Raw genomic sequence first — 16,267 nt, 5'->3', positions numbered from 1 at the left:
CCCGTCCCCGCCGCTCCAAACCTCCCGGGCCCCTCTTCCGTACGGACTTAAGACGGTGGCTATGCCTAGGCCACCGGCCGGTGGCGAGGGCGTCGCCTTCCGGCCACCACCTCCTGCAAGCCTCCACAGATGCTCGCCCTGAACGCGGATGTGGACCCGAACCGATGCCGGACGCTGGGGCTCGCGGGTTCCGCAGCGCTCACCGTGGGCGGCCTGACCGCGGGCGCCCTGCCGGTACGCGAGGCCCTTCTGCCCACGTCCGGCCGCGCCGCACTCGGCGTGCTCTGCGCGTACTTCGGGCTCGTCCTGCTGATCGCGGCCTGGTGGTGGCTGGGCCGCGCGGTACGCGGACCCCGGCCCCCCTCACCGCGCTCCCTGCTGCTGACCCTCGGCACCTGGGCGGCACCCCTGGTGCTCGGACCGCCGCTGTTCAGCCGGGACGTCTACAGCTATCTCGCGCAGGGCGCCATGGTCGACGCGCGCATCGACGTCTACACCCACGGGCCCGCGCAGCTCGGCGGCCCGCTCGCCACCGAGGTGGCCCCCGTCTGGCAGAACACCCCGGCGCCCTACGGCCCGGTGTTCCTCGCAGCCGCAGCCAAGGCCGCCGATCTCGCCCATGTCGACATGTCCGCCGGGATCCTCGGTATGCGGCTGGTCGCCCTGCTCGGCGTCGGACTGATGATCGCCTTCCTGCCGCTGCTCGCCGACCGCTGCGGAGTGGAGCGCTCCGCCGCGCTCTGGCTCGGCGCGCTCAACCCGCTCGTCCTGCTCCATCTCGTCGCGGGCGCCCACAACGACGCGCTCATGCTGGGGCTGCTCGGCGCCGGACTCGTGGCGGCGCTGGGCGGCTGGCCCGCCAGAGCGGCGTTCCTCGTCTCCCTCGGTGCCCTGGTCAAGGCGCCCGCGGCGCTCGGGCTGCTCGCGGTCGTGGTCCTGTGGTCCGGACACTTCACCGGACGCGCCCGTATGCTCAGAGCCGCCGCGCTGACCGGTGCCATCGCCCTCGCCACCACAGCGGCCGTGACAGCCGTGACCGGTACCGGCTACGGCTGGCTCACCGCGCTGGGCACCCCCGTATCACCCGACAACTGGTCACTGACCAGCGGACTGGGCCGGCTCAGCGGCGCCCTGCTGGACTCAGCGGGCAGCGGCTTCGCCGATCTGGCCGTACCGGCGTGGCGGTGGCTGGGCCTCTTGGCCACCGCCGTCGCCATCGGGATCCTGTGGCTGCGCCGGGTCCGGCTGGGACCGGTCTACGCCCTGGCCCTCTCCCTGCTCGCGCTCTTCGTGCTGGGCCCGGCCTTCCGGCCGTGGTACGCGATCTGGGGACTGTTCCTGATAGCCGCCGCCGCACCGGACGGACGAGTACGGCGCTGGGCCGCGGGCGGCAGCGGGGTCCTCGCCCTGGGCCTGCTGCCCAGTGGATATCCGCCGGACGGCATGCAGTTGACACTCGCCGTGGGCGGTGGCGCGCTCGCGCTGCTCGCGCTCTGGTGGATGTTCGAGATGTCCGCCCCCGGCGGTGTGCCCTCGCGTACGCAGGCCGCCTCATGAGGGGGACGCGCCGTGCCCTGGCGAGTCCCGCCGGGCGGATCACCATAGCCGTGTGCCTCGTCGTGGCCACCGCAGTCTTCCTCGCGACCGTCCCGCTCCACCGGGACTTCTTCGATGTCGGTGTCTATTACGGCACGGTCGGCGAGTGGGTCCATCACGAGGGCCGGATCTACGACTACCTCGTGCCCGGTACCCACTACGGCTTCACCTACCCGCCGTTCGCCGCCGTGTCCATGCTGCCCATGGCCCTGGTCTCCTGGCCGGTGGCCGTCGGCATCAGCATCACGCTGAGCGTGGTGGCGTCGGCGCTGCTGCTGCACTGGCTCGTCGGCCCGCTCATCCAGCGCGTCTGCTCCGTACGGTGGTTCGCCTTCGTCGTGGCCGGCTGTATGTTCGCGCTGCTCGAACCGGTCCGCGACACCTTCAGCTTCGGCCAGGTGAACCTGCTGCTCGTCGCCCTGGTCTTCACCGACGCCCGGCTGCTGGCCACCGGACGCGGCCGGTACGCGGGCATCGGCATCGGCCTCGCCTCGGCGATCAAGCTGACCCCCGCCCTCTTCATTCTCTATCTGCTGATCACCGGCCGAAGACGGCAGGCCGGCATCGCGGCGGGCACGGCATGCGGCGCGACCCTGCTCGCCGCCCTGATCGACCCCGGCGCCACCCGTACGTTCTGGACCGACGCCCTCTGGAACACCGACCGCGTCGGCTCGCTCAGCTATGTCTCCAACCAGTCCCTGCAAGGCGTCCTCGCCCGTCTCCAGCCCGACCACCCCAGCCGGGCGCTCTGGCTGGCCTGTGTCCTCGCCGTCCTCGCGCTCTGGGCGTACCGCGCCCGCGCCGCCGTCCGCGACGGCGACGACCGGGCCGGATTCGCCCTGACCGCGCTCGCCGCCTGTCTGGTGAGCCCGGTGACCTGGGTCCACCATCTGGTCTGGGTGATTCCGGCGCTCATCGTCCTGACGGACAGTGCCCTGCGTCGCGAACAGCGTGAGCGCCGGGCGCTGTTGGCGGTGTGCGCGGTGCTGTACGTGATCCTGTGCAGCAGCGTGGTGTGGCTCTGGCGCTGGGACTCGACCGGTGTAGGCGCCTTCCTCGGCGCCAACACCTATGTCTGGATCACCCTCGGCCTGCTGCTCGTACGCCCCTGGCCGCACAGCCGGCCGCTGCCCGAGACGACACCCCTGGCCGCCGAGGCGCCCCTGAGCCCGGGGGATGTGAGCGAAGGGCTCACCGGCGGGGCGGGCGCCACCAGATAAGCGAGGGCGTGGCGTCGCCGGTGCCGCCTTTCCGGGTATACGTACGGCGGGAACCCGTGCGTCGTCGATGGGCAGGTGGATCGTATGTCCGATCTCTTCCATGGCTCCAGGACACCGGCCGGCGAGGCCGCGGGGAGACGGCCGGTACGGTCCCGCAGAGCGGCACGCGGGGCGGCGGTGGCGGTCGCGGTGATCGCGCTGGGTTTCGGTACGGCGGCGTGCGGCGGGGGAGCGGACACGGTCTCCGGCCCCGGGGCGTCCGGTGCGGGCACCGTGCCGCGGACCGGCGGTACGGAGGTGACATCGGCGGCACCGGGCACGCCTCCGGCCTCCATGTCCCCGGTGCCCACGGACTCGGTGCCCACTGACCCGGACCGGCCGGTGCCTTCGGCCCCCGACTCTTCCCCGGTCCCTTCGGCCTCGTCCGCTCCTTCGGCGCTGTCCGCGTCACGGTGTACGGCGGACCGGCTCGGGCTGAGCCTGAGCGCGCCGGACGCGGGCGCGGGCAATATCCGCTACGACCTGCGGCTGATCAACAAGGGGCGGGACGCCTGCGTCCTGCTGGGCTTCCCGGGAGTCTCTCTTCTCGCGGGCGACGGTGCCATGATCGGCCGTCCCGCCACCCGCGAGGGTGAGCGGCTTCCCGCGGTACGGCTCGGGCCCGGCGGCAGCGCGGACGTCACCCTGCACACCCTGAACAGGGGCATCAACGGGACGTCCTGCTGGCCCGCGCCCGCCCTGCTGAGGATCTATCCGCCGGGGTCCAGGGACGCCATGACGCTCCGTACCGAATCGCCGGTCGTCTGCGGGGGCACCTTCACGACCACGGCGGTGCGGCCGGGCTGACGGCTCGGGCGTGGAGCTTGCGCGGGTGGCGGTGCGGTGGCCGCGGTGGCGGTCAGGCCTGGCCGAAGAGCTGTGTCCAGTAGGTGCCGGCCGGACCGCCGCCCGCGAAGCCGATGCCGATATGGGTGAAGTCCGGTTTGAGGATATTGGCCCGGTGGCCCGGACTGTTCATCCAGCCCCGGACCACCTCGCGCGGGCTCCGCTGGCCGCAGGCGATGTTCTCGCCGATGCCCCGGTGCGCGGCGCCCGCGGCGGCCGCGCGGTCCCAGGGCTCCAGCCCTTCGGGCGAGGTGTGCGAATAGAAGGCGCGCGCGGCCATGTCGGTGCTGTAGGCCTGCGCGGCCGACGCCAGCCGCCGGTCGTCGGCGAGCGGCCGGAGCCCGGCGGCGGTCCGCTCCGCGTTGGTGAGGGCGACGACCTCGGCGGCGGTCCGCAGGAGCCCGTCCGAGGTGAAGGGGCACGCCCACAGCGCTGTCCAGTAGACATCGCCCGAGCGGCGGTCGACGGCCTGCCCGACACCGGCCTCGGTGAGCGCCGGATCGTACAGCGCCTCCCGCGTCCGCTCCCCGCTGAGGCAGTACTCCACGAACTCGCCGGGCGTACGGGGCCCGGAGACCAGGTGCTGATCGATCCGGACATAGCGGTAGCCGGCCGCGGTGACCCGCTGGAACACGGACACCCCGTCCGCGCCGTCCGCCCCGAGTCGCCGCTGCCCGGCCATCACCGCGGCGTGTGCCTGGGCGGCGCCGGAGAGGCGCCGGTCCAGCACGACGGCGGGCAGCCCGGCCCGCAGCCGTACGTCCCGGATCAGCTCGCCGAACTCCCCGGTCCCGCCGGGCGCGCCGGAGACCCCGGCGAGGCCGGGCGTACCGGACGGGCCTGCTGCTCCGGGTCCGCCGGACTGCGCAGATGGACCCGACGGGCCGCGCCCGCCGAACGGTCCGGTCCGGCCGGATGCGCCGAGCCCGCCCAGCAGGCCGCGTATGCCGCCCCTGCCAGGAGCGCCGGGCTCGTTGGAGGGACCGGTCGCACCGGACCGGCCGGGTGGTCCGGAGGCGCCGCGTCCGCCGGGGACGCCTGCCCGGCCGGCGCCTCCGGCGGCCGTGGGCGTCGCCGGAGCGGCGGGCTCCTCGGTCACCTCCACGCCGAAGTCGCGGGCGATTCCGGCCAGCCCGTCCGCGTATCCCTGCCCCAGCGCGCGCAGCTTCCAGCCGGAGCCGCGGCGGTAGATCTCCGCCAGCAGCAGGACCGTCTCGTGTGCCGGGCGCGCGGGGGTGAAGCGGGCCAGTACGGTCCGCCCGCGGCCCCCTCGTACCGTCAGTACCGGCAGCGGCAGGCGGCCCAGCGCGGTGCCCGGATCGGCCGGGCTGATGACCACGGTGACACGGGTCGCTCCCGGCCGCAGCCGGCGCGGGTCCAGCTCGGCCCGGCCTTCGTACAGCCGGACACCGGGAGCCGACGGCTGGTTGTAGAAGACGAAGTCGCCGTCCCCGCCGACCTTGCCGCTGTCGTCCGTGATGAGGAGCGACAGATCGAAGGGCCCGGGCACCTCGACCGTCTGCGCCGTGTCGGGCAGGGGCAGATTCCCTCCGGGGACCAACTCGGCCATCGCCACAGCACGCTCCGTTCCGTTCCGTACGCCGTCCCCTGGGGAAACGTCCGGAACGGCCGCCCCGGTTCCGCCCCTGTTCGGCCCGGCCCCGCGCGGTCCCGCCAGGCTCCGGCCCGGAGCGCCGCGCTCAGTTGTGGTTGTGCGTGGAGGTGGTGTCGGCCGGCGGAACCGTACGCCCGCCGTCACGCCCGCTGACGATCACCGCCAGGAGCGCGACGACCACCCCGGCCACCATCAGGCGCCCGCCCAGCCGCAGTCCCCAGACCGCGCGCGAGCCGGTGCCCGCGCCGGGGCCCGACAGCCGCTCGGAACGGCGCGCGGGCCGCAGGAGTCGTGCCAGCAGCAGTGCCGCGATGGGCAGTTGCAGCAGCCAGACCGAGGTCCGGAACCAGCCGTCGTACCAGACGTTCGTGCCGTACAGCAGGGTGTGCCACACGCTCAGCACATACACGACGATCACGAACCGGTGCAGCACACGCCAGGTCTTGGGGCCGATACGGTGCCGGACGTAGAAGAGCAGCCCGAGCGGGATGGCCAGATAGAGGGCCGCCTGGCCGACCGGAATGGCGATCTGGCCCGTACCGGAGTCGTAGCCGCCCGGTACGAACGACTCGACGAAGGCGGTCCAGAGCCGGGAGAACCAGCCCGAGGTGTCGTGCCGAACCAACTCCGCGGCGAAGAACAGGGCATGGGCGATGATCAGCGCGATCGTATTGAGGCTGGTCGTCCGGTGGAGCCGTTCCAGACGCTGCGCGGACAGCGGCAGCCGGGCCGGCCGGGGCCCGGACAGCAGCAGCCCCAGTACGACCGTGGTCCACGCCCAGAGGAGAGCCGCCCAGCCGAAGGCCTGACTGAGGAAGTACATCCAGAAGCCGCCCGCGTCGGCCATGAAGGGCATGACGGTCACGGTTGAGGAGGTCTTCGCCTTGATACGGGCGTACAGCAGGGCGAAGACGGCGGCGGTCACGGCCAGGGCGATCAGGCCGTCCGGTATCGACGCTCTGAGATCCGATCTGAGTGTGACTCTGGACGACGGTGACGACGATGATGTCGACGGCGGCGGCGACCGGTCGGCGCCGGTCGTACCGGCGTCGCCGGCCTCGGCGGTCGTGGTGGCGGGCGGGTCCGTCGGCTCGGGTGCGGCGGGCGCGGGGGACGGCTTCATCAGGGCGGCCTTCTCGATGGCTTCGGCGGGTTATCCCAGGAGTCGGGCGCGGGACCCGGAAAGTTCCCGGCGATTTCGTGTGACATGGATCACAAGATTGGGGGTTACTCGCCCTTTTCCGACGCTGCGTCACGAGTGACACGATGGCAGTCATGAGAGCCGGGCCCCCACTCCGTCTCACACGCGCCGTGGTGTTCGCGGCCGTGTGCGTAGCGGTGTCCGGGCTCGGGCACGCCCTCCAGTCCGACACCCCGCTGCCCTGGCCCGCCCTGGCCCTCGCACTGGTCGCCACGGGGGGCGCGGGCTGGTGGCTGGCGGGACGTGAGCGTGGTGCTCCCGCGATCGTCGGCGCCAGTGCGGCTGGACAGGTCCTACTGCACGCCCTGTTCAGTTGGACGCATGTCTTCCTGCCGGGCGCCACGGAGTCCCGGGCCATGGCCATGCCAGGCATGGGGCGTTCGGGTACGGCGACGGCGCACGGACATGCGGGAATGGCCGAGGGGGCGGCGGACCTTCCCGCCCTTCTGCTGGCCTTCGACGGCCACTCACTGACCTCCGGCATGGCCCTCGCCCACCTGGTGGCGGGGCTGCTGTGCGGCTGGTGGCTGTGGCGCGGGGAGGCAGCGTTCCTCCAACTCGGGCGCTCGCTCGCGCTGTTCGTCAGCGCCCCGCTGCTGCTGGCCTGGCAGGTGCTGTCCGCCGCCGGACCGCGCCCGCCGCTGATCCGGATCCCCGTACCGTACCGGCCCCGTCGCCCGCGCCGGTTCGTCCTGCTGTACGGCATCTCCCGCCGGGGTCCGCCACCGCACCCGTCCTTCCTCTGACCTTCCGTCCGCACCCCGCGAGGCGCACCCACGCCCGGACACTCAGGTGTCCCGGGCGCGTTTCGGCGCGCGCATCCGTCCCACCGCGGCCGAGGGTCCCTCAGGCACGCACGCGTGCCTGTTCACAGGCATGCCGGTGATCCGCCGCGCCCTCGCGCGGCGGGCCGGCCACCGATGGCGCCCCGCCCCGATCCGGCGCGGTGCCGCGAGGACGCTAAGGACCCAATGCGATGCCCACTGCCACACCGGCACACCCGCGCACCGTCGGATCCGCCCACCACGACGGCGAGATCACCGCTTGGGCGCTGGCCGCAGGCACCGGTGACCGCGAGGCCGCCGAGCGTTTCGTGCGCGCGACCTACGACGACGTACGCCGGTTCGTCGCACATCTCAGCGCCGACGTGCCCGGCGCCGACGACCTGGCCCAGGAGACCTATCTGCGGGCCCTGACCAGCCTGGCCAAGTTCGCCGGCCGTTCCTGCGCGCGCACCTGGCTGCTGTCCATCGCGCGGTGTGTGGTCGTCGACCGCTACCGCAGCGCCGCCGCCCGGCCGCGGGTCGCCGACACCGCCGACTGGCAGACGGCGGCCGAGCGCGCGCAGCCGCGCCATCTGCCCGGCTTCGACGAGAGCGTCGCGGTGTTCGACGTGCTGGACGCGATGGACCCGTCACGGCGGGAGGCGTTCGTACTGACCCAGTTACTGGGGCTGTCGTACGCGGAGGCCGCCATCGCCGCGGGCTGCCCGGTCGGTACGGTACGGTCCCGGGTGGCCCGCGCCCGCCGGGACCTCACCTCGGTCTGGCAGCCGGACGCGGCCTCTCCGGGCCTCCTTCCCGATCGCACGCCGGCCGTACTCTCGTCATAACTCCTGTGTCAGAGGCGCTTGTCCGGGGTTCCGGGTAAAGGGCCCCGGCGGCGCGCCACCGCCATCAGCAGCACCGGCAGGGCCAGGCTCTGGAGCGACACCGCGAGCCAGAAGCCCGGAACCATGTCCATGCCCTCCGCGACCGCGTAGAGCTGACCACCCGCCACCCCGCTGGCGAACGCCCCGATCCCGGCCGCCAGCCGCTGTCTGCCGAAGACCGTGGCGGGCGGTGCGGAGGACCTGGCCAGCGCCTCCAGATCGTTCTTCAGGAAGAGGACGATCTCGCCGAGGCAGAGCAGCGCCGCGCCCGCGCCGATACCGGGACGGCCGCCGGCCGCGATCAGCGCCGTACCGGCCGCCATCGCGCCGAAGCCCACCCCTATGGCCCTGCGGTAGGCGAGCCCGGCGATCCACTCCGACAACAGCGGCTGCGCGACGACGAGCAGACAGGCGTAGCCCATCAGCACCGCGCCGTAGAACGACGCCGACGTCCGGGGGACGGCATAGAGCGCCAGATAGTGCTGGAAGAACATGAAGACATACACACTCAGCACGGTGACCGTGAAAGCCAACGCCTCCCGGCCGGTGCGTTCGCGTCCGGTGCGGTCGCGGCCGGTACGGGAAGCGTCGCCCGCCTTCGACTCCGGATCCGTCGAAGGCGTTGCGGCCGGTGGCAGCAGCGCGTGTCCCAGACCCACCGCCGCGAACAGTGCTGCGACCCCCGCGAACAGGACGCCCGGTGACGTCAGTACGAAGGGCGCCGCGGCCGGCGGCCCCAGCGCGATGCCCGCGTTGAACGCCGAACCGCTCGCCGACAGCAGCCTGGGCCGCTCCGACTCCTTCGCGCCCTCCACCAAGTACGCCTTGTTCGCGGGCAGATAGAGCGCAGCGCCGCACGACACCAGGAACAGCGCGCCGATCGCGACCGCCGGACTGCCCAGCCCCGGCACGAACGCCGCGAACCCCGCGGTACGCACCGCCAGCGCCACCAGCATCGTGCCGCGCAGTCCGATCCGCCGTGCCAGCGCCGCGCCCACCACCCCGCCGGAGAACTGCACCAGCGACGCCACGGCGAGCACCGCCCCGACCGTACCGAGACCGAGCCCCAGCCGCTGGTGCAGCAGTACCGACATATAGGGGAGTACGGCGAAGCTGCCCAGGGTGATCAGGAACGAGCAGGCCAGCAGAAAGGACTGCGGCCCGGTCGGCCACCCGACGCCCCGGCGCCCCGGGGCATTCGGCCTCCGGACGCTCGTACGGTCCCGTCCGCGGGCCTCGCGCTCACCGCCCACCGTCGGCCACGAGTACGGGACGCACCCCCACCGCCGCGCTCGCTGCCCGGTGCAGCGCCAGCTCCGCGGTGGCCGCCTCCGCCAGGACCATCCCGGTGCAGCCCCGCTGGTCGGCCACGGTGGCGATGGTGTCGCCCGGCGCCTTCACCGGATACCAGCGCACCGCACCCGGGTACGCCCCGAGCCCGTCGAGCCCCTGCCAGCCCGCCAGTTCACCGGTCCGCTCCGGATAGACGAGCACGAATCCGCTGGCCGGGCCGGTGTGTTCGAGCGCCGAGTCCAGCAGTCCGGGGCGGCGGCCCAGCGCGGTGTCGATCATGGCCTCGTACACATTGACACCCAGGGACCGGCACAGCGCCTCGCCGACCAGCGCCCCGCCGATCCGCCGGTTGATCTCCACCAGTTGCGGGCCCTCGGCGGTGAGGATGAACTCCACATGGGCGAAGCCTTCGTGATGACCGGCCGTGCTCAGCACCCGGCCGACCCACTCCTCGATGCCGGCAGACTCCCCGTCCGGCAGCGCGACCGGAAAGGCGGCGGCCTCCTCCCGTACGGCGGGCTCCCGCGAGGTCTGCCGGCTGAGCACCCCCAGCAGCCGGGTCTCCCCGGCCCAGCTCAGGGTCTCCGCGCTGTAGAGCGGCCCGGCGAGGAACGGCTCCGCGAACAGCTCGCCGATGAAGGCGCGTCGGCGGGCCTCGGCGAGCGCGGAGTGCAGCGACTCCGGGTCTCTCGCTATCCAGACGTTACGGGACGAGGTGCCCGCGGAGTCCTTGAGGACGGCGGGGAGTCCGATCGTACGGAGCACCTCGGCGGCAGGATCGGCGGCGGTGTTCCCACTGCCGTCGCCCAGCCGCACCCGCACGGCGGGGCCTTTGCTCAGCCCGGCGCCGTGCAGCAGCCCGCGCACCCGGGCCTTGTCGCGCAGCACCCGTACCGCGTTCGGATCGGGACCCGGGAGTCCCAGCTCGGCCGCGAGATCGGCGGCCGGAACGCTCCAGGTGTCCGTGGTGTTGATGAGACCGGCCAAGCCGGGAACGGCCGTGAGGGCGCGCCGGGTCGCCTCCGGATCGAAGGTGTCGACATCGACGACCGTGAGCGCCCCGTCCGGCAGGGTGGCCAGCTCGTGCCGGTACACGGTGCGGTCACCGGTGAGCAGTGTCAGCCCGTGTCCGGCGGCGGTCGCGGCGGCGGCCATCCGGCCGAGCCCGAAGGACAGCGACTCCAGTGCGACGACGGTCATGACGGCTCCCCCTGTGCCATGGATTCCGGCGCGGCACCGGATCCGCTCTCCAGCCCGATGGCTCCGGCCGCCCCGCCGGGTCCGGCTGATCCGCCGGCGCCGACATCCGCCGCCACCAGTTCCTTGTGGGCGCGGCGCTCCCACTCCATCACCGACCACGGCAGCCGCAGCTCATCGAGTGCGCGGATCCGGCGCGGCCTCAGGGCATGTCTGTCCAGCGCCTCCGCATGCCGGGCGAACACCCGCTCCGCGTACCGGTGTCCGGTGTCCGCGCCGATGACAAGATGCTGCCGGCCGGGATCCCGGTCCGCCTCCCATCCCGCGACGAGATGCGCCGCCCCGGTGGACAGCCCGGCGAACACGGCGTGTTCGCGCAGCAGGCCGACCGCGCCCGCCATGGCGTGCCGGAAGTCCACCCAGTGGAGCGTGTCGTACAGCTCGTGCCGTACGTTCTCGAAGGGGATCGAACTCCCGATGCCCGCGATGATCGCCTCCGGATCGTTGAACCGCTCACTGCCGAAGGTCACACTTCCGAACGGCTGGATGCCCACCAGCCGTACCGCCCGGCCCGATCCGCGCAGCGCCCGTACCAGCCCGCCCGTCGACGCTCCCGTACCGACCGCGCCGACCACCGTCAGCGGTCCTTCGGGCAGCGCCTCGGTGACCAGCTCCGCGAACTCCCGGTATCCCGCGTAGTGCACGGCGTCGTGGTACTGCCGCATCCAGTAGAAGTCCGGTCTGCGGGCCAGGAGTTCACGCACATGCCGCACTCGTCGCTCCTGGTCGAGCCGGAGACTCTCCGACGGCGGCATCTGATCGACCGTCGCGCCCAGGATCTCCAACTGGGCGCGCATCACCGAGTCCACGGTCGTCGACGCCACGATGTGACAGCGCAGCCCGTACCGGTGGCAGGCCATCGCGAGCGCCAGCGCGTAGATGCCGCTCGAACTGTCGATGAGGGTCTGTCCCGGGACGATACGGCCGCGCCGCAGCAGCGTACGGACGGCGCCCAGTGCCGCGTACACCTTCATCGTCTCGAAGCGGGCGAGGACGGTGTTGCCGCCGAGTCTGATCAGGTCGGGGGCCTTCATCGCGTCGGTGATGTGCTCGTGTATGCGTGCCGGTGTCATTTCCGGATCCCCCGTACGATCAGCCTGCGTGAGCCCGGACCGTAGCCGGAGCCGTCGAAGCCGCCGAAGCACTCGACGTCCGTGAACCCGGCCGTCACGAAGAGGTCGTGCAGTTCGGCGGCGCTGTAGAGGAACGAACTGATCGACGCGGTACGGGCGGTCGAGCCGCGCACCAGCGTCCAGTCGGTCCGCAGCCGGCGCCAACTGTCGAGCACGGTGTCGCGCTGCACGACATACGAACCGTCCGGCAGGTCCACCGCCTGCGGACGGCCGATCCAGCCCGCCAGGACCTCCTTGCCCATCACATCGACCAGGAGCCGGCCGCCGGGGGCGAGGGACTCGCGGGCGTTGCGCAGTACGCGCAGATTGGCGTCGGGATCGTCGAAGTAGCCGAAGGAGGTGAAGACGTTGAGCACGGCGTCAAAGGACCCCGGCTCGACGTAGTCCAGCATGTCCGCCTTGATCAGCCGCACATCGGCCCCGGCCTGCGCGCAGGCCGTCTCCGCGCGCTCCAGCATGGACGGACTGAGATCGACACCGGTGACGGTGTATCCCCGCCGGGCCAGCGGCACCAGGAAGAGACCGGGGCCGCAGCAGAGATCCAGCACCCGGGCGCCGGGCCCGAAGTCGAGCAGTGGCGAATCCGCCACGATGCCCGCGGCCTGCTCGGCGCGGTCCTGGGAGAACATCGTGGGCGCGAAGTCGGACCAGAGGGAGTCGTCCTCGTACCACTTCAACCGTCCTGCCCTCTTTCTGGGCCCCGACGGCCCGTGATCCGTGCCCTGTTGTCCACTCCTTGTCAGTAGTCGGGCGCGGGCGACGGCTGGTTCCCGGGAGATTCGGGAGACGTCCGGGTCGGGACGCGGCAGGGGAGGGGATACGGGACGGGAAAGCGGTACGGCGGGACGGGCGGGAACAGGGAAGCGCCGCCGGGGACCGGCCCCGGCGGCGCTCGGTTTCCCTGCCGGCCGCGCGGTCAGCCGCGCTTGGCCTCGCCCAGGGCCGTACGGACCGTGTCGGTGTCCGCGCTCCTGCCCGGGTCGTTGAAGATCCCGAGACCCTCCAGGTCCTGTGCGTACGGAAGGACATAGGCCGGGGCGTCGCGCTGGAACCGCCAGCTCTCCGCCAGCGGGCCCGCGTCCACGACGTCATAGCCGAGCAGGCCGATCAGCCGTGCGGCGGAGGCCTTCGCCTCCTCGTCGTCACCGGCGATCGGCAGGGCCGTGCGGTCGGGCGCGTCGGCGGGCCGAGCCAGCGCGGCGAGATGCTTGAAGAAGATGTTGTTGAACGCCTTGACGACCTTCGACTCCGGAAGGTGCTCCTGGAGCAGAGCGCTGGTGGTGGTCTCCTCCGCGTCCAGCTCCGGGATCCGCCCGTCGCGGTCGGGATAGTAGTTGTTGGTGTCGAGGACGACCTTCCCGGCCAGGGGCGCCACCGGTACCTCGCGGTAGTTCTTCAGCGGCACGCTGACCACGACCCAGTCGCCGGCCTCGGCCGCCTCGGCGGGTGTCGCGGCCCGCGCCCTCGGGCCCAGCTCCGCCACCAGACCGGAGAGGGTCTCCGGCCCGCGGGAATTGCTGAGAACCACATCGATTCCGGCGGCGACCGCCAGCCTCGCCAGGGTGCCGCCGATGTTTCCGCTGCCGATCAGTCCAAGAGTGCTCATGCGGATGCCAGCGGAGGACACCGCCGCGATATTCCCCGCGACGGTGTCCGACCCGCCGTCCGGAGCAGTCTCAGGACGGTCCGCTCGTCAGCAGTTCTTGTAGTCGTACCGCGTGGAGTTGTACGAGCAGGTGTCGTGCACCGCTCCCGTGGACCGGGTCAGGGTGGCCTTGTCCTTGTCGTTGTTCCAGACGTACGCGGCGCGCTGCTGGAACACCGTGGCGGCCGTGTCGGTGCCCTTGCCCGTCTTCACGGTCACGGTCTTGCCGGGCTTGAGGGTGAACGTCTTGAACGTGTACACGTGCCGGGAGGCGTCGGTGAGCTTCCAGTCCTTGAGGCTCACGGACTTGGTGGTGCTGTTCTTGATCTGGACCCACTCGCCGTTGAGGCTGGCGTTGGACCTGTTGTCCGAGCCGGGGGAGTCGTACCAGATCTTGGTGATGTACACGGAACCGGCGGCCTGCGCCTGTCCGGGGAACATCATCAGGGTGGCTGCCGCCGCAGCGAGTGCGGCGGCGCCGGCTATGCGGGCACGGGGCATGAAGGAATACGTCCTGTTCAGGGAGGGCGCCGCGCAGGACAGCGGCGCGAGGAGCCAGACATTACGCAGCCCGTGCCGGTGAAACACCGTTTTCCGGAAAAACACATCAGAAGTACGTCACCACGTGTGTCACGCCTGTTTGTCATGGACCGGGCGGCGGCTCCCGAGCTCCCGGGCGGTCCAGTCCGGGCTCAGCCGGAGGTGTTTGACCGTACGACGGTGGTGGGTGAAGGCGATGTGCAGGGTGCCGTCGCCGGTACGGGCCACGGACGGATAGGACAGCTCGCGGTTGAGTCCGTCACGGGAGTTGTTGGTGAGGCAGTAGCCGTCGCCGGTCTCCAGATCGCGGCGGACGGGCCAGGTCAGACCGCCGTCCGACGATACGGAGAGGGTGAGCGGGGCGCGCGGGGCACCCCAGAAGGCGCCGCCGTCCAGGTCCGGGCTGCTGTCCGGGGCGGGATGGCTCGTCCCGCTGCCGAGGCCCTCGTCGTCGATCTCGTCGTACAGCGACACACGCCGCTCGGTGGCGTCCGCCGCGCTGCTGTGGTTGTGCACCAGGGCGAGCCGGCCGTCGTCCAACGGTACGAACTGGAGCGAGGAGTTGTTGTTCGGTAGGGCCAGCGCCTCCGGCACCGTCCAGGTCCGCCCGCCGTCGTCCGACGTACTCCGGTATACGGAGTCCGCGCGGCGGCTGCGGAACAGCGCGACCAGCGAACCGTCCCGCAAGGGGTGGATGTTCATATGGACCAGGCCGGTGGAACCGGGCACCGGCCGCTCGTCCCAGGTACGCCCGCCGTCCTCGCTGACCATGACCGCGCTGGTGTCGTCGCCGCCCGACCACCGCCGCCCCGGCACCGTGACACAGCGGAACACAGGCAGCAGCCAGCGCCCCGACGGCAGCACCGTCACCGGCTGCCGCACATAGACCCCGCCCCCGGCGGTCGACGGGAACAGCGTCCGGGAAGGACCCCAGCTCGCGCCGCCGTCCCCGCTGACGCGCAGCCGCACCTCCGCGGTGTCCTGGTGGCCCGCGTGCTGCGCGGTGTGCAGCAGCCACAGCTCGCCGGACGGGGCGGGGAAGAGCACCGGATTCTGCTCGGAGCACGCCGGATCGTCGGACAGCCGTACCGGCGCGGACCAGTTGTCGCTGCCCTGGGCGAGCCGCGAGAACCATACGGAGATGTCCGCGACGCCCTCCTGCGTACCGGCGAACCAGACACAGCCCAGATCGCCGCCGGGCAGGACCGCCAGATTCGCGGCGTGGCTCTGTACGGCGGGCGCCGGCAGATGCGCTTCCGCACGGCCCGGCTGCGACGGGTGCGGGCGCAGCACACCATCGGCGGAGGGTGGCGGGGAGGCGGACGCGGACGGTGTTGTGGTCACCGGTTCTGTCCCGTGGCGCGGGCGGCGGCGAGATGGCGGCCCGCGGCCTGCTCCAGATGGACCAGATCGCTGGAGACCGTGGCGAAGGTGAAGCCCTCGGCCAGCCGCCTGGCGGCGCTCGCGCCGTCCGCATTGTGGATGCCCGCCGCGATTCCGCGGGCGGCCGCCGCCTCGCGGATCGTCACCAGCGCCGACTCGAACCGTTCACCGACCGCCGGATCGTTCGGGGAGGCGCCGCCGATGCCGATCCGCAGATCGGACGGGCCGACATAGACACCGTCCAGGCCCTCGGTGGCACAGATCTCCGCGACATTCGCCAGACCGTCCGCGGTCTCGATCATCGCGAGGACGACCGTCTGCGCGTGCGCCTCCGCCGGGACGGGCCCGATCCGCAGGGCCGAACGCATCGGGCCGTACGAGCGGCGGCCGAGCGGCGGATACCGTACGGCCGCCACCGCGGCGGCCGCGTCCTCGGCCGTATCGACCAGCGGCACGATCACCCCGGCCGCCCCCGCGTCGAGGGCGCGGCCGATCGGCGCCGGGTCATTGGCCTCGACACGCACCAGGCCGACGGCGGTGCTCCCCTTGGTGTCGATGGCGGTGAGGGAGGCGAGGACGCCCTGGTACGCGAGCAGACCGTGCTGGGCGTCCAGCGCGACATAGTCGTAGCCGAGGCGGGCGATGCGTTCGGTGGAGACCGGTGAGTCGAGGACGGACCAGTAGCCGATGAGCCGTTCGCGGGCGCGCAGCGCGGTGGCGAAGGCGGCGGGCGTGCCGGACGGGGCGCGGGTCATGAAAGGGCTCCTTAGGGGCGGTGAAGTGGTCGCCTTCGGCCGGGAGTCGGGAGTCGGGGCTCGGGTCGGGGCTCGCGGGGCAGTGGTATGACA

General features: G+C 72.3%; 15 protein-coding genes. 5 read left to right on the top strand and 10 right to left on the bottom strand.

Features of this window, described 5'->3' with window-relative positions:
- The first annotated feature begins 129 nt into the window (after positions 1 to 129).
- From mptB to WH07_RS12610, 3 genes are all read left to right on the top strand, one after another.
- Entirely contained in the window at positions 130 to 1,557 is a 1,428-nt protein-coding gene (mptB, locus tag WH07_RS12620; protein WP_046499584.1) for a polyprenol phosphomannose-dependent alpha 1,6 mannosyltransferase MptB, read from the top strand.
- A 62-nt stretch (positions 1,558 to 1,619) separates the two neighbouring features.
- Positions 1,620 to 2,816, top strand: coding sequence for a glycosyltransferase 87 family protein (locus WH07_RS12615; protein ID WP_232788841.1), 1,197 nt, complete (start codon positions 1,620 to 1,622; stop codon positions 2,814 to 2,816).
- A gap of 84 nt (positions 2,817 to 2,900) precedes the next feature.
- The gene (locus WH07_RS12610; RefSeq protein ID WP_052744345.1) at positions 2,901 to 3,662 is read left to right on the top strand and encodes a DUF4232 domain-containing protein; all 762 of its coding nucleotides are present in this window, start codon (positions 2,901 to 2,903) and stop codon (positions 3,660 to 3,662) included.
- A 52-nt stretch (positions 3,663 to 3,714) separates the two neighbouring features.
- Here the strand turns inward: WH07_RS12610 and WH07_RS12605 are convergent, their stop codons facing one another.
- Both WH07_RS12605 and WH07_RS12600 read right to left on the bottom strand, forming a co-directional pair.
- Positions 3,715 to 5,271 carry a CAP domain-containing protein gene (locus tag WH07_RS12605; protein WP_046499595.1) on the bottom strand — a complete coding sequence of 519 codons (1,557 nt, stop codon included), beginning with the start codon at positions 5,269 to 5,271 and terminating at the stop codon, positions 3,715 to 3,717.
- 130 nt (positions 5,272 to 5,401) lie between these two features.
- The gene (locus WH07_RS12600) at positions 5,402 to 6,439 is read right to left on the bottom strand and encodes a ferric reductase-like transmembrane domain-containing protein (RefSeq protein WP_079023172.1); all 1,038 of its coding nucleotides are present in this window, start codon (positions 6,437 to 6,439) and stop codon (positions 5,402 to 5,404) included.
- A 152-nt stretch (positions 6,440 to 6,591) separates the two neighbouring features.
- Between WH07_RS12600 and WH07_RS12595 the strand changes: the two genes are divergently transcribed.
- Together WH07_RS12595 and WH07_RS12590 are read left to right on the top strand one after the other, a co-directional pair.
- On the top strand, positions 6,592 to 7,263 hold the full coding sequence (locus WH07_RS12595; protein WP_046499591.1) for a hypothetical protein: 672 nt from the start codon (positions 6,592 to 6,594) through the stop codon (positions 7,261 to 7,263).
- Positions 7,264 to 7,493: 230 nt separating this feature from the next.
- On the top strand, positions 7,494 to 8,129 hold the full coding sequence (locus WH07_RS12590) for a sigma-70 family RNA polymerase sigma factor (protein ID WP_046499581.1): 636 nt from the start codon (positions 7,494 to 7,496) through the stop codon (positions 8,127 to 8,129).
- Positions 8,130 to 8,137: 8 nt separating this feature from the next.
- Here the strand turns inward: WH07_RS12590 and WH07_RS12585 are convergent, their stop codons facing one another.
- The 8 genes from WH07_RS12585 to WH07_RS12550 form a co-directional block, all read right to left on the bottom strand.
- On the bottom strand, positions 8,138 to 9,421 hold the full coding sequence (locus WH07_RS12585) for an MFS transporter (protein ID WP_046499578.1): 1,284 nt from the start codon (positions 9,419 to 9,421) through the stop codon (positions 8,138 to 8,140).
- Positions 9,411 to 10,661: an ATP-grasp domain-containing protein gene (locus WH07_RS12580; RefSeq protein WP_046499574.1), complete on the bottom strand. Its 1,251-nt coding sequence runs from the start codon at positions 10,659 to 10,661 to the stop codon at positions 9,411 to 9,413. Before WH07_RS12580 ends, WH07_RS12585 begins: the two co-directional genes overlap by 11 nt.
- Positions 10,658 to 11,791: a pyridoxal-phosphate dependent enzyme gene (locus tag WH07_RS12575; protein ID WP_079023171.1), complete on the bottom strand. Its 1,134-nt coding sequence runs from the start codon at positions 11,789 to 11,791 to the stop codon at positions 10,658 to 10,660. Before WH07_RS12575 ends, WH07_RS12580 begins: the two co-directional genes overlap by 4 nt.
- Positions 11,788 to 12,528, bottom strand: coding sequence for a class I SAM-dependent methyltransferase (locus WH07_RS12570; protein WP_046499569.1), 741 nt, complete (start codon positions 12,526 to 12,528; stop codon positions 11,788 to 11,790). The genes WH07_RS12575 and WH07_RS12570 overlap by 4 nt, the downstream gene beginning before the upstream one ends.
- 239 nt (positions 12,529 to 12,767) lie before the next feature.
- Positions 12,768 to 13,478: an NADPH-dependent F420 reductase gene (locus WH07_RS12565; RefSeq protein WP_269801368.1), complete on the bottom strand. Its 711-nt coding sequence runs from the start codon at positions 13,476 to 13,478 to the stop codon at positions 12,768 to 12,770.
- A gap of 66 nt (positions 13,479 to 13,544) precedes the next feature.
- On the bottom strand, positions 13,545 to 13,997 hold the full coding sequence (locus WH07_RS12560; RefSeq protein ID WP_046499587.1) for a lamin tail domain-containing protein: 453 nt from the start codon (positions 13,995 to 13,997) through the stop codon (positions 13,545 to 13,547).
- A gap of 129 nt (positions 13,998 to 14,126) precedes the next feature.
- Positions 14,127 to 15,380: a sialidase family protein gene (locus WH07_RS12555; protein ID WP_046499558.1), complete on the bottom strand. Its 1,254-nt coding sequence runs from the start codon at positions 15,378 to 15,380 to the stop codon at positions 14,127 to 14,129.
- The gene (locus tag WH07_RS12550; protein WP_046499555.1) at positions 15,377 to 16,174 is read right to left on the bottom strand and encodes an HpcH/HpaI aldolase family protein; all 798 of its coding nucleotides are present in this window, start codon (positions 16,172 to 16,174) and stop codon (positions 15,377 to 15,379) included. Before WH07_RS12550 ends, WH07_RS12555 begins: the two co-directional genes overlap by 4 nt.
- Between the last annotated feature and the right edge of the window lie 93 nt (positions 16,175 to 16,267).

Origin of the sequence: Streptomyces odonnellii, assembly GCF_000981895.1 — a bacterium.
In the GTDB taxonomy this organism is placed as follows: domain Bacteria; phylum Actinomycetota; class Actinomycetes; order Streptomycetales; family Streptomycetaceae; genus Streptomyces; species Streptomyces odonnellii.
The sequence above is the reverse complement of the archived record's forward strand: the minus strand, read 5'-3'. Positions and strand labels throughout refer to the sequence as shown.

What these genes read in the sequence shown, in the direction of transcription:
- WH07_RS12580 (WP_046499574.1), bottom strand. Translation starts at nt 10,661, where the DNA reads ATGACCGTCGTCGCACTGGAGTCGCTGTCCTTCGGGCTCGGCCGGATG.
- WH07_RS12575 (WP_079023171.1), bottom strand. Translation starts at nt 11,791, where the DNA reads ATGACACCGGCACGCATACACGAGCACATCACCGACGCGATGAAGGCC.
- WH07_RS12590 (WP_046499581.1), top strand. Translation starts at nt 7,494, where the DNA reads ATGCCCACTGCCACACCGGCACACCCGCGCACCGTCGGATCCGCCCAC.
- mptB (WP_046499584.1), top strand. Translation starts at nt 130, where the DNA reads ATGCTCGCCCTGAACGCGGATGTGGACCCGAACCGATGCCGGACGCTG.
- WH07_RS12610 (WP_052744345.1), top strand. Translation starts at nt 2,901, where the DNA reads ATGTCCGATCTCTTCCATGGCTCCAGGACACCGGCCGGCGAGGCCGCG.
- WH07_RS12605 (WP_046499595.1), bottom strand. Translation starts at nt 5,271, where the DNA reads ATGGCCGAGTTGGTCCCCGGAGGGAATCTGCCCCTGCCCGACACGGCG.
- WH07_RS12550 (WP_046499555.1), bottom strand. Translation starts at nt 16,174, where the DNA reads ATGACCCGCGCCCCGTCCGGCACGCCCGCCGCCTTCGCCACCGCGCTG.
- WH07_RS12560 (WP_046499587.1), bottom strand. Translation starts at nt 13,997, where the DNA reads ATGCCCCGTGCCCGCATAGCCGGCGCCGCCGCACTCGCTGCGGCGGCA.
- WH07_RS12600 (WP_079023172.1), bottom strand. Translation starts at nt 6,439, where the DNA reads ATGAAGCCGTCCCCCGCGCCCGCCGCACCCGAGCCGACGGACCCGCCC.
- WH07_RS12595 (WP_046499591.1), top strand. Translation starts at nt 6,592, where the DNA reads ATGAGAGCCGGGCCCCCACTCCGTCTCACACGCGCCGTGGTGTTCGCG.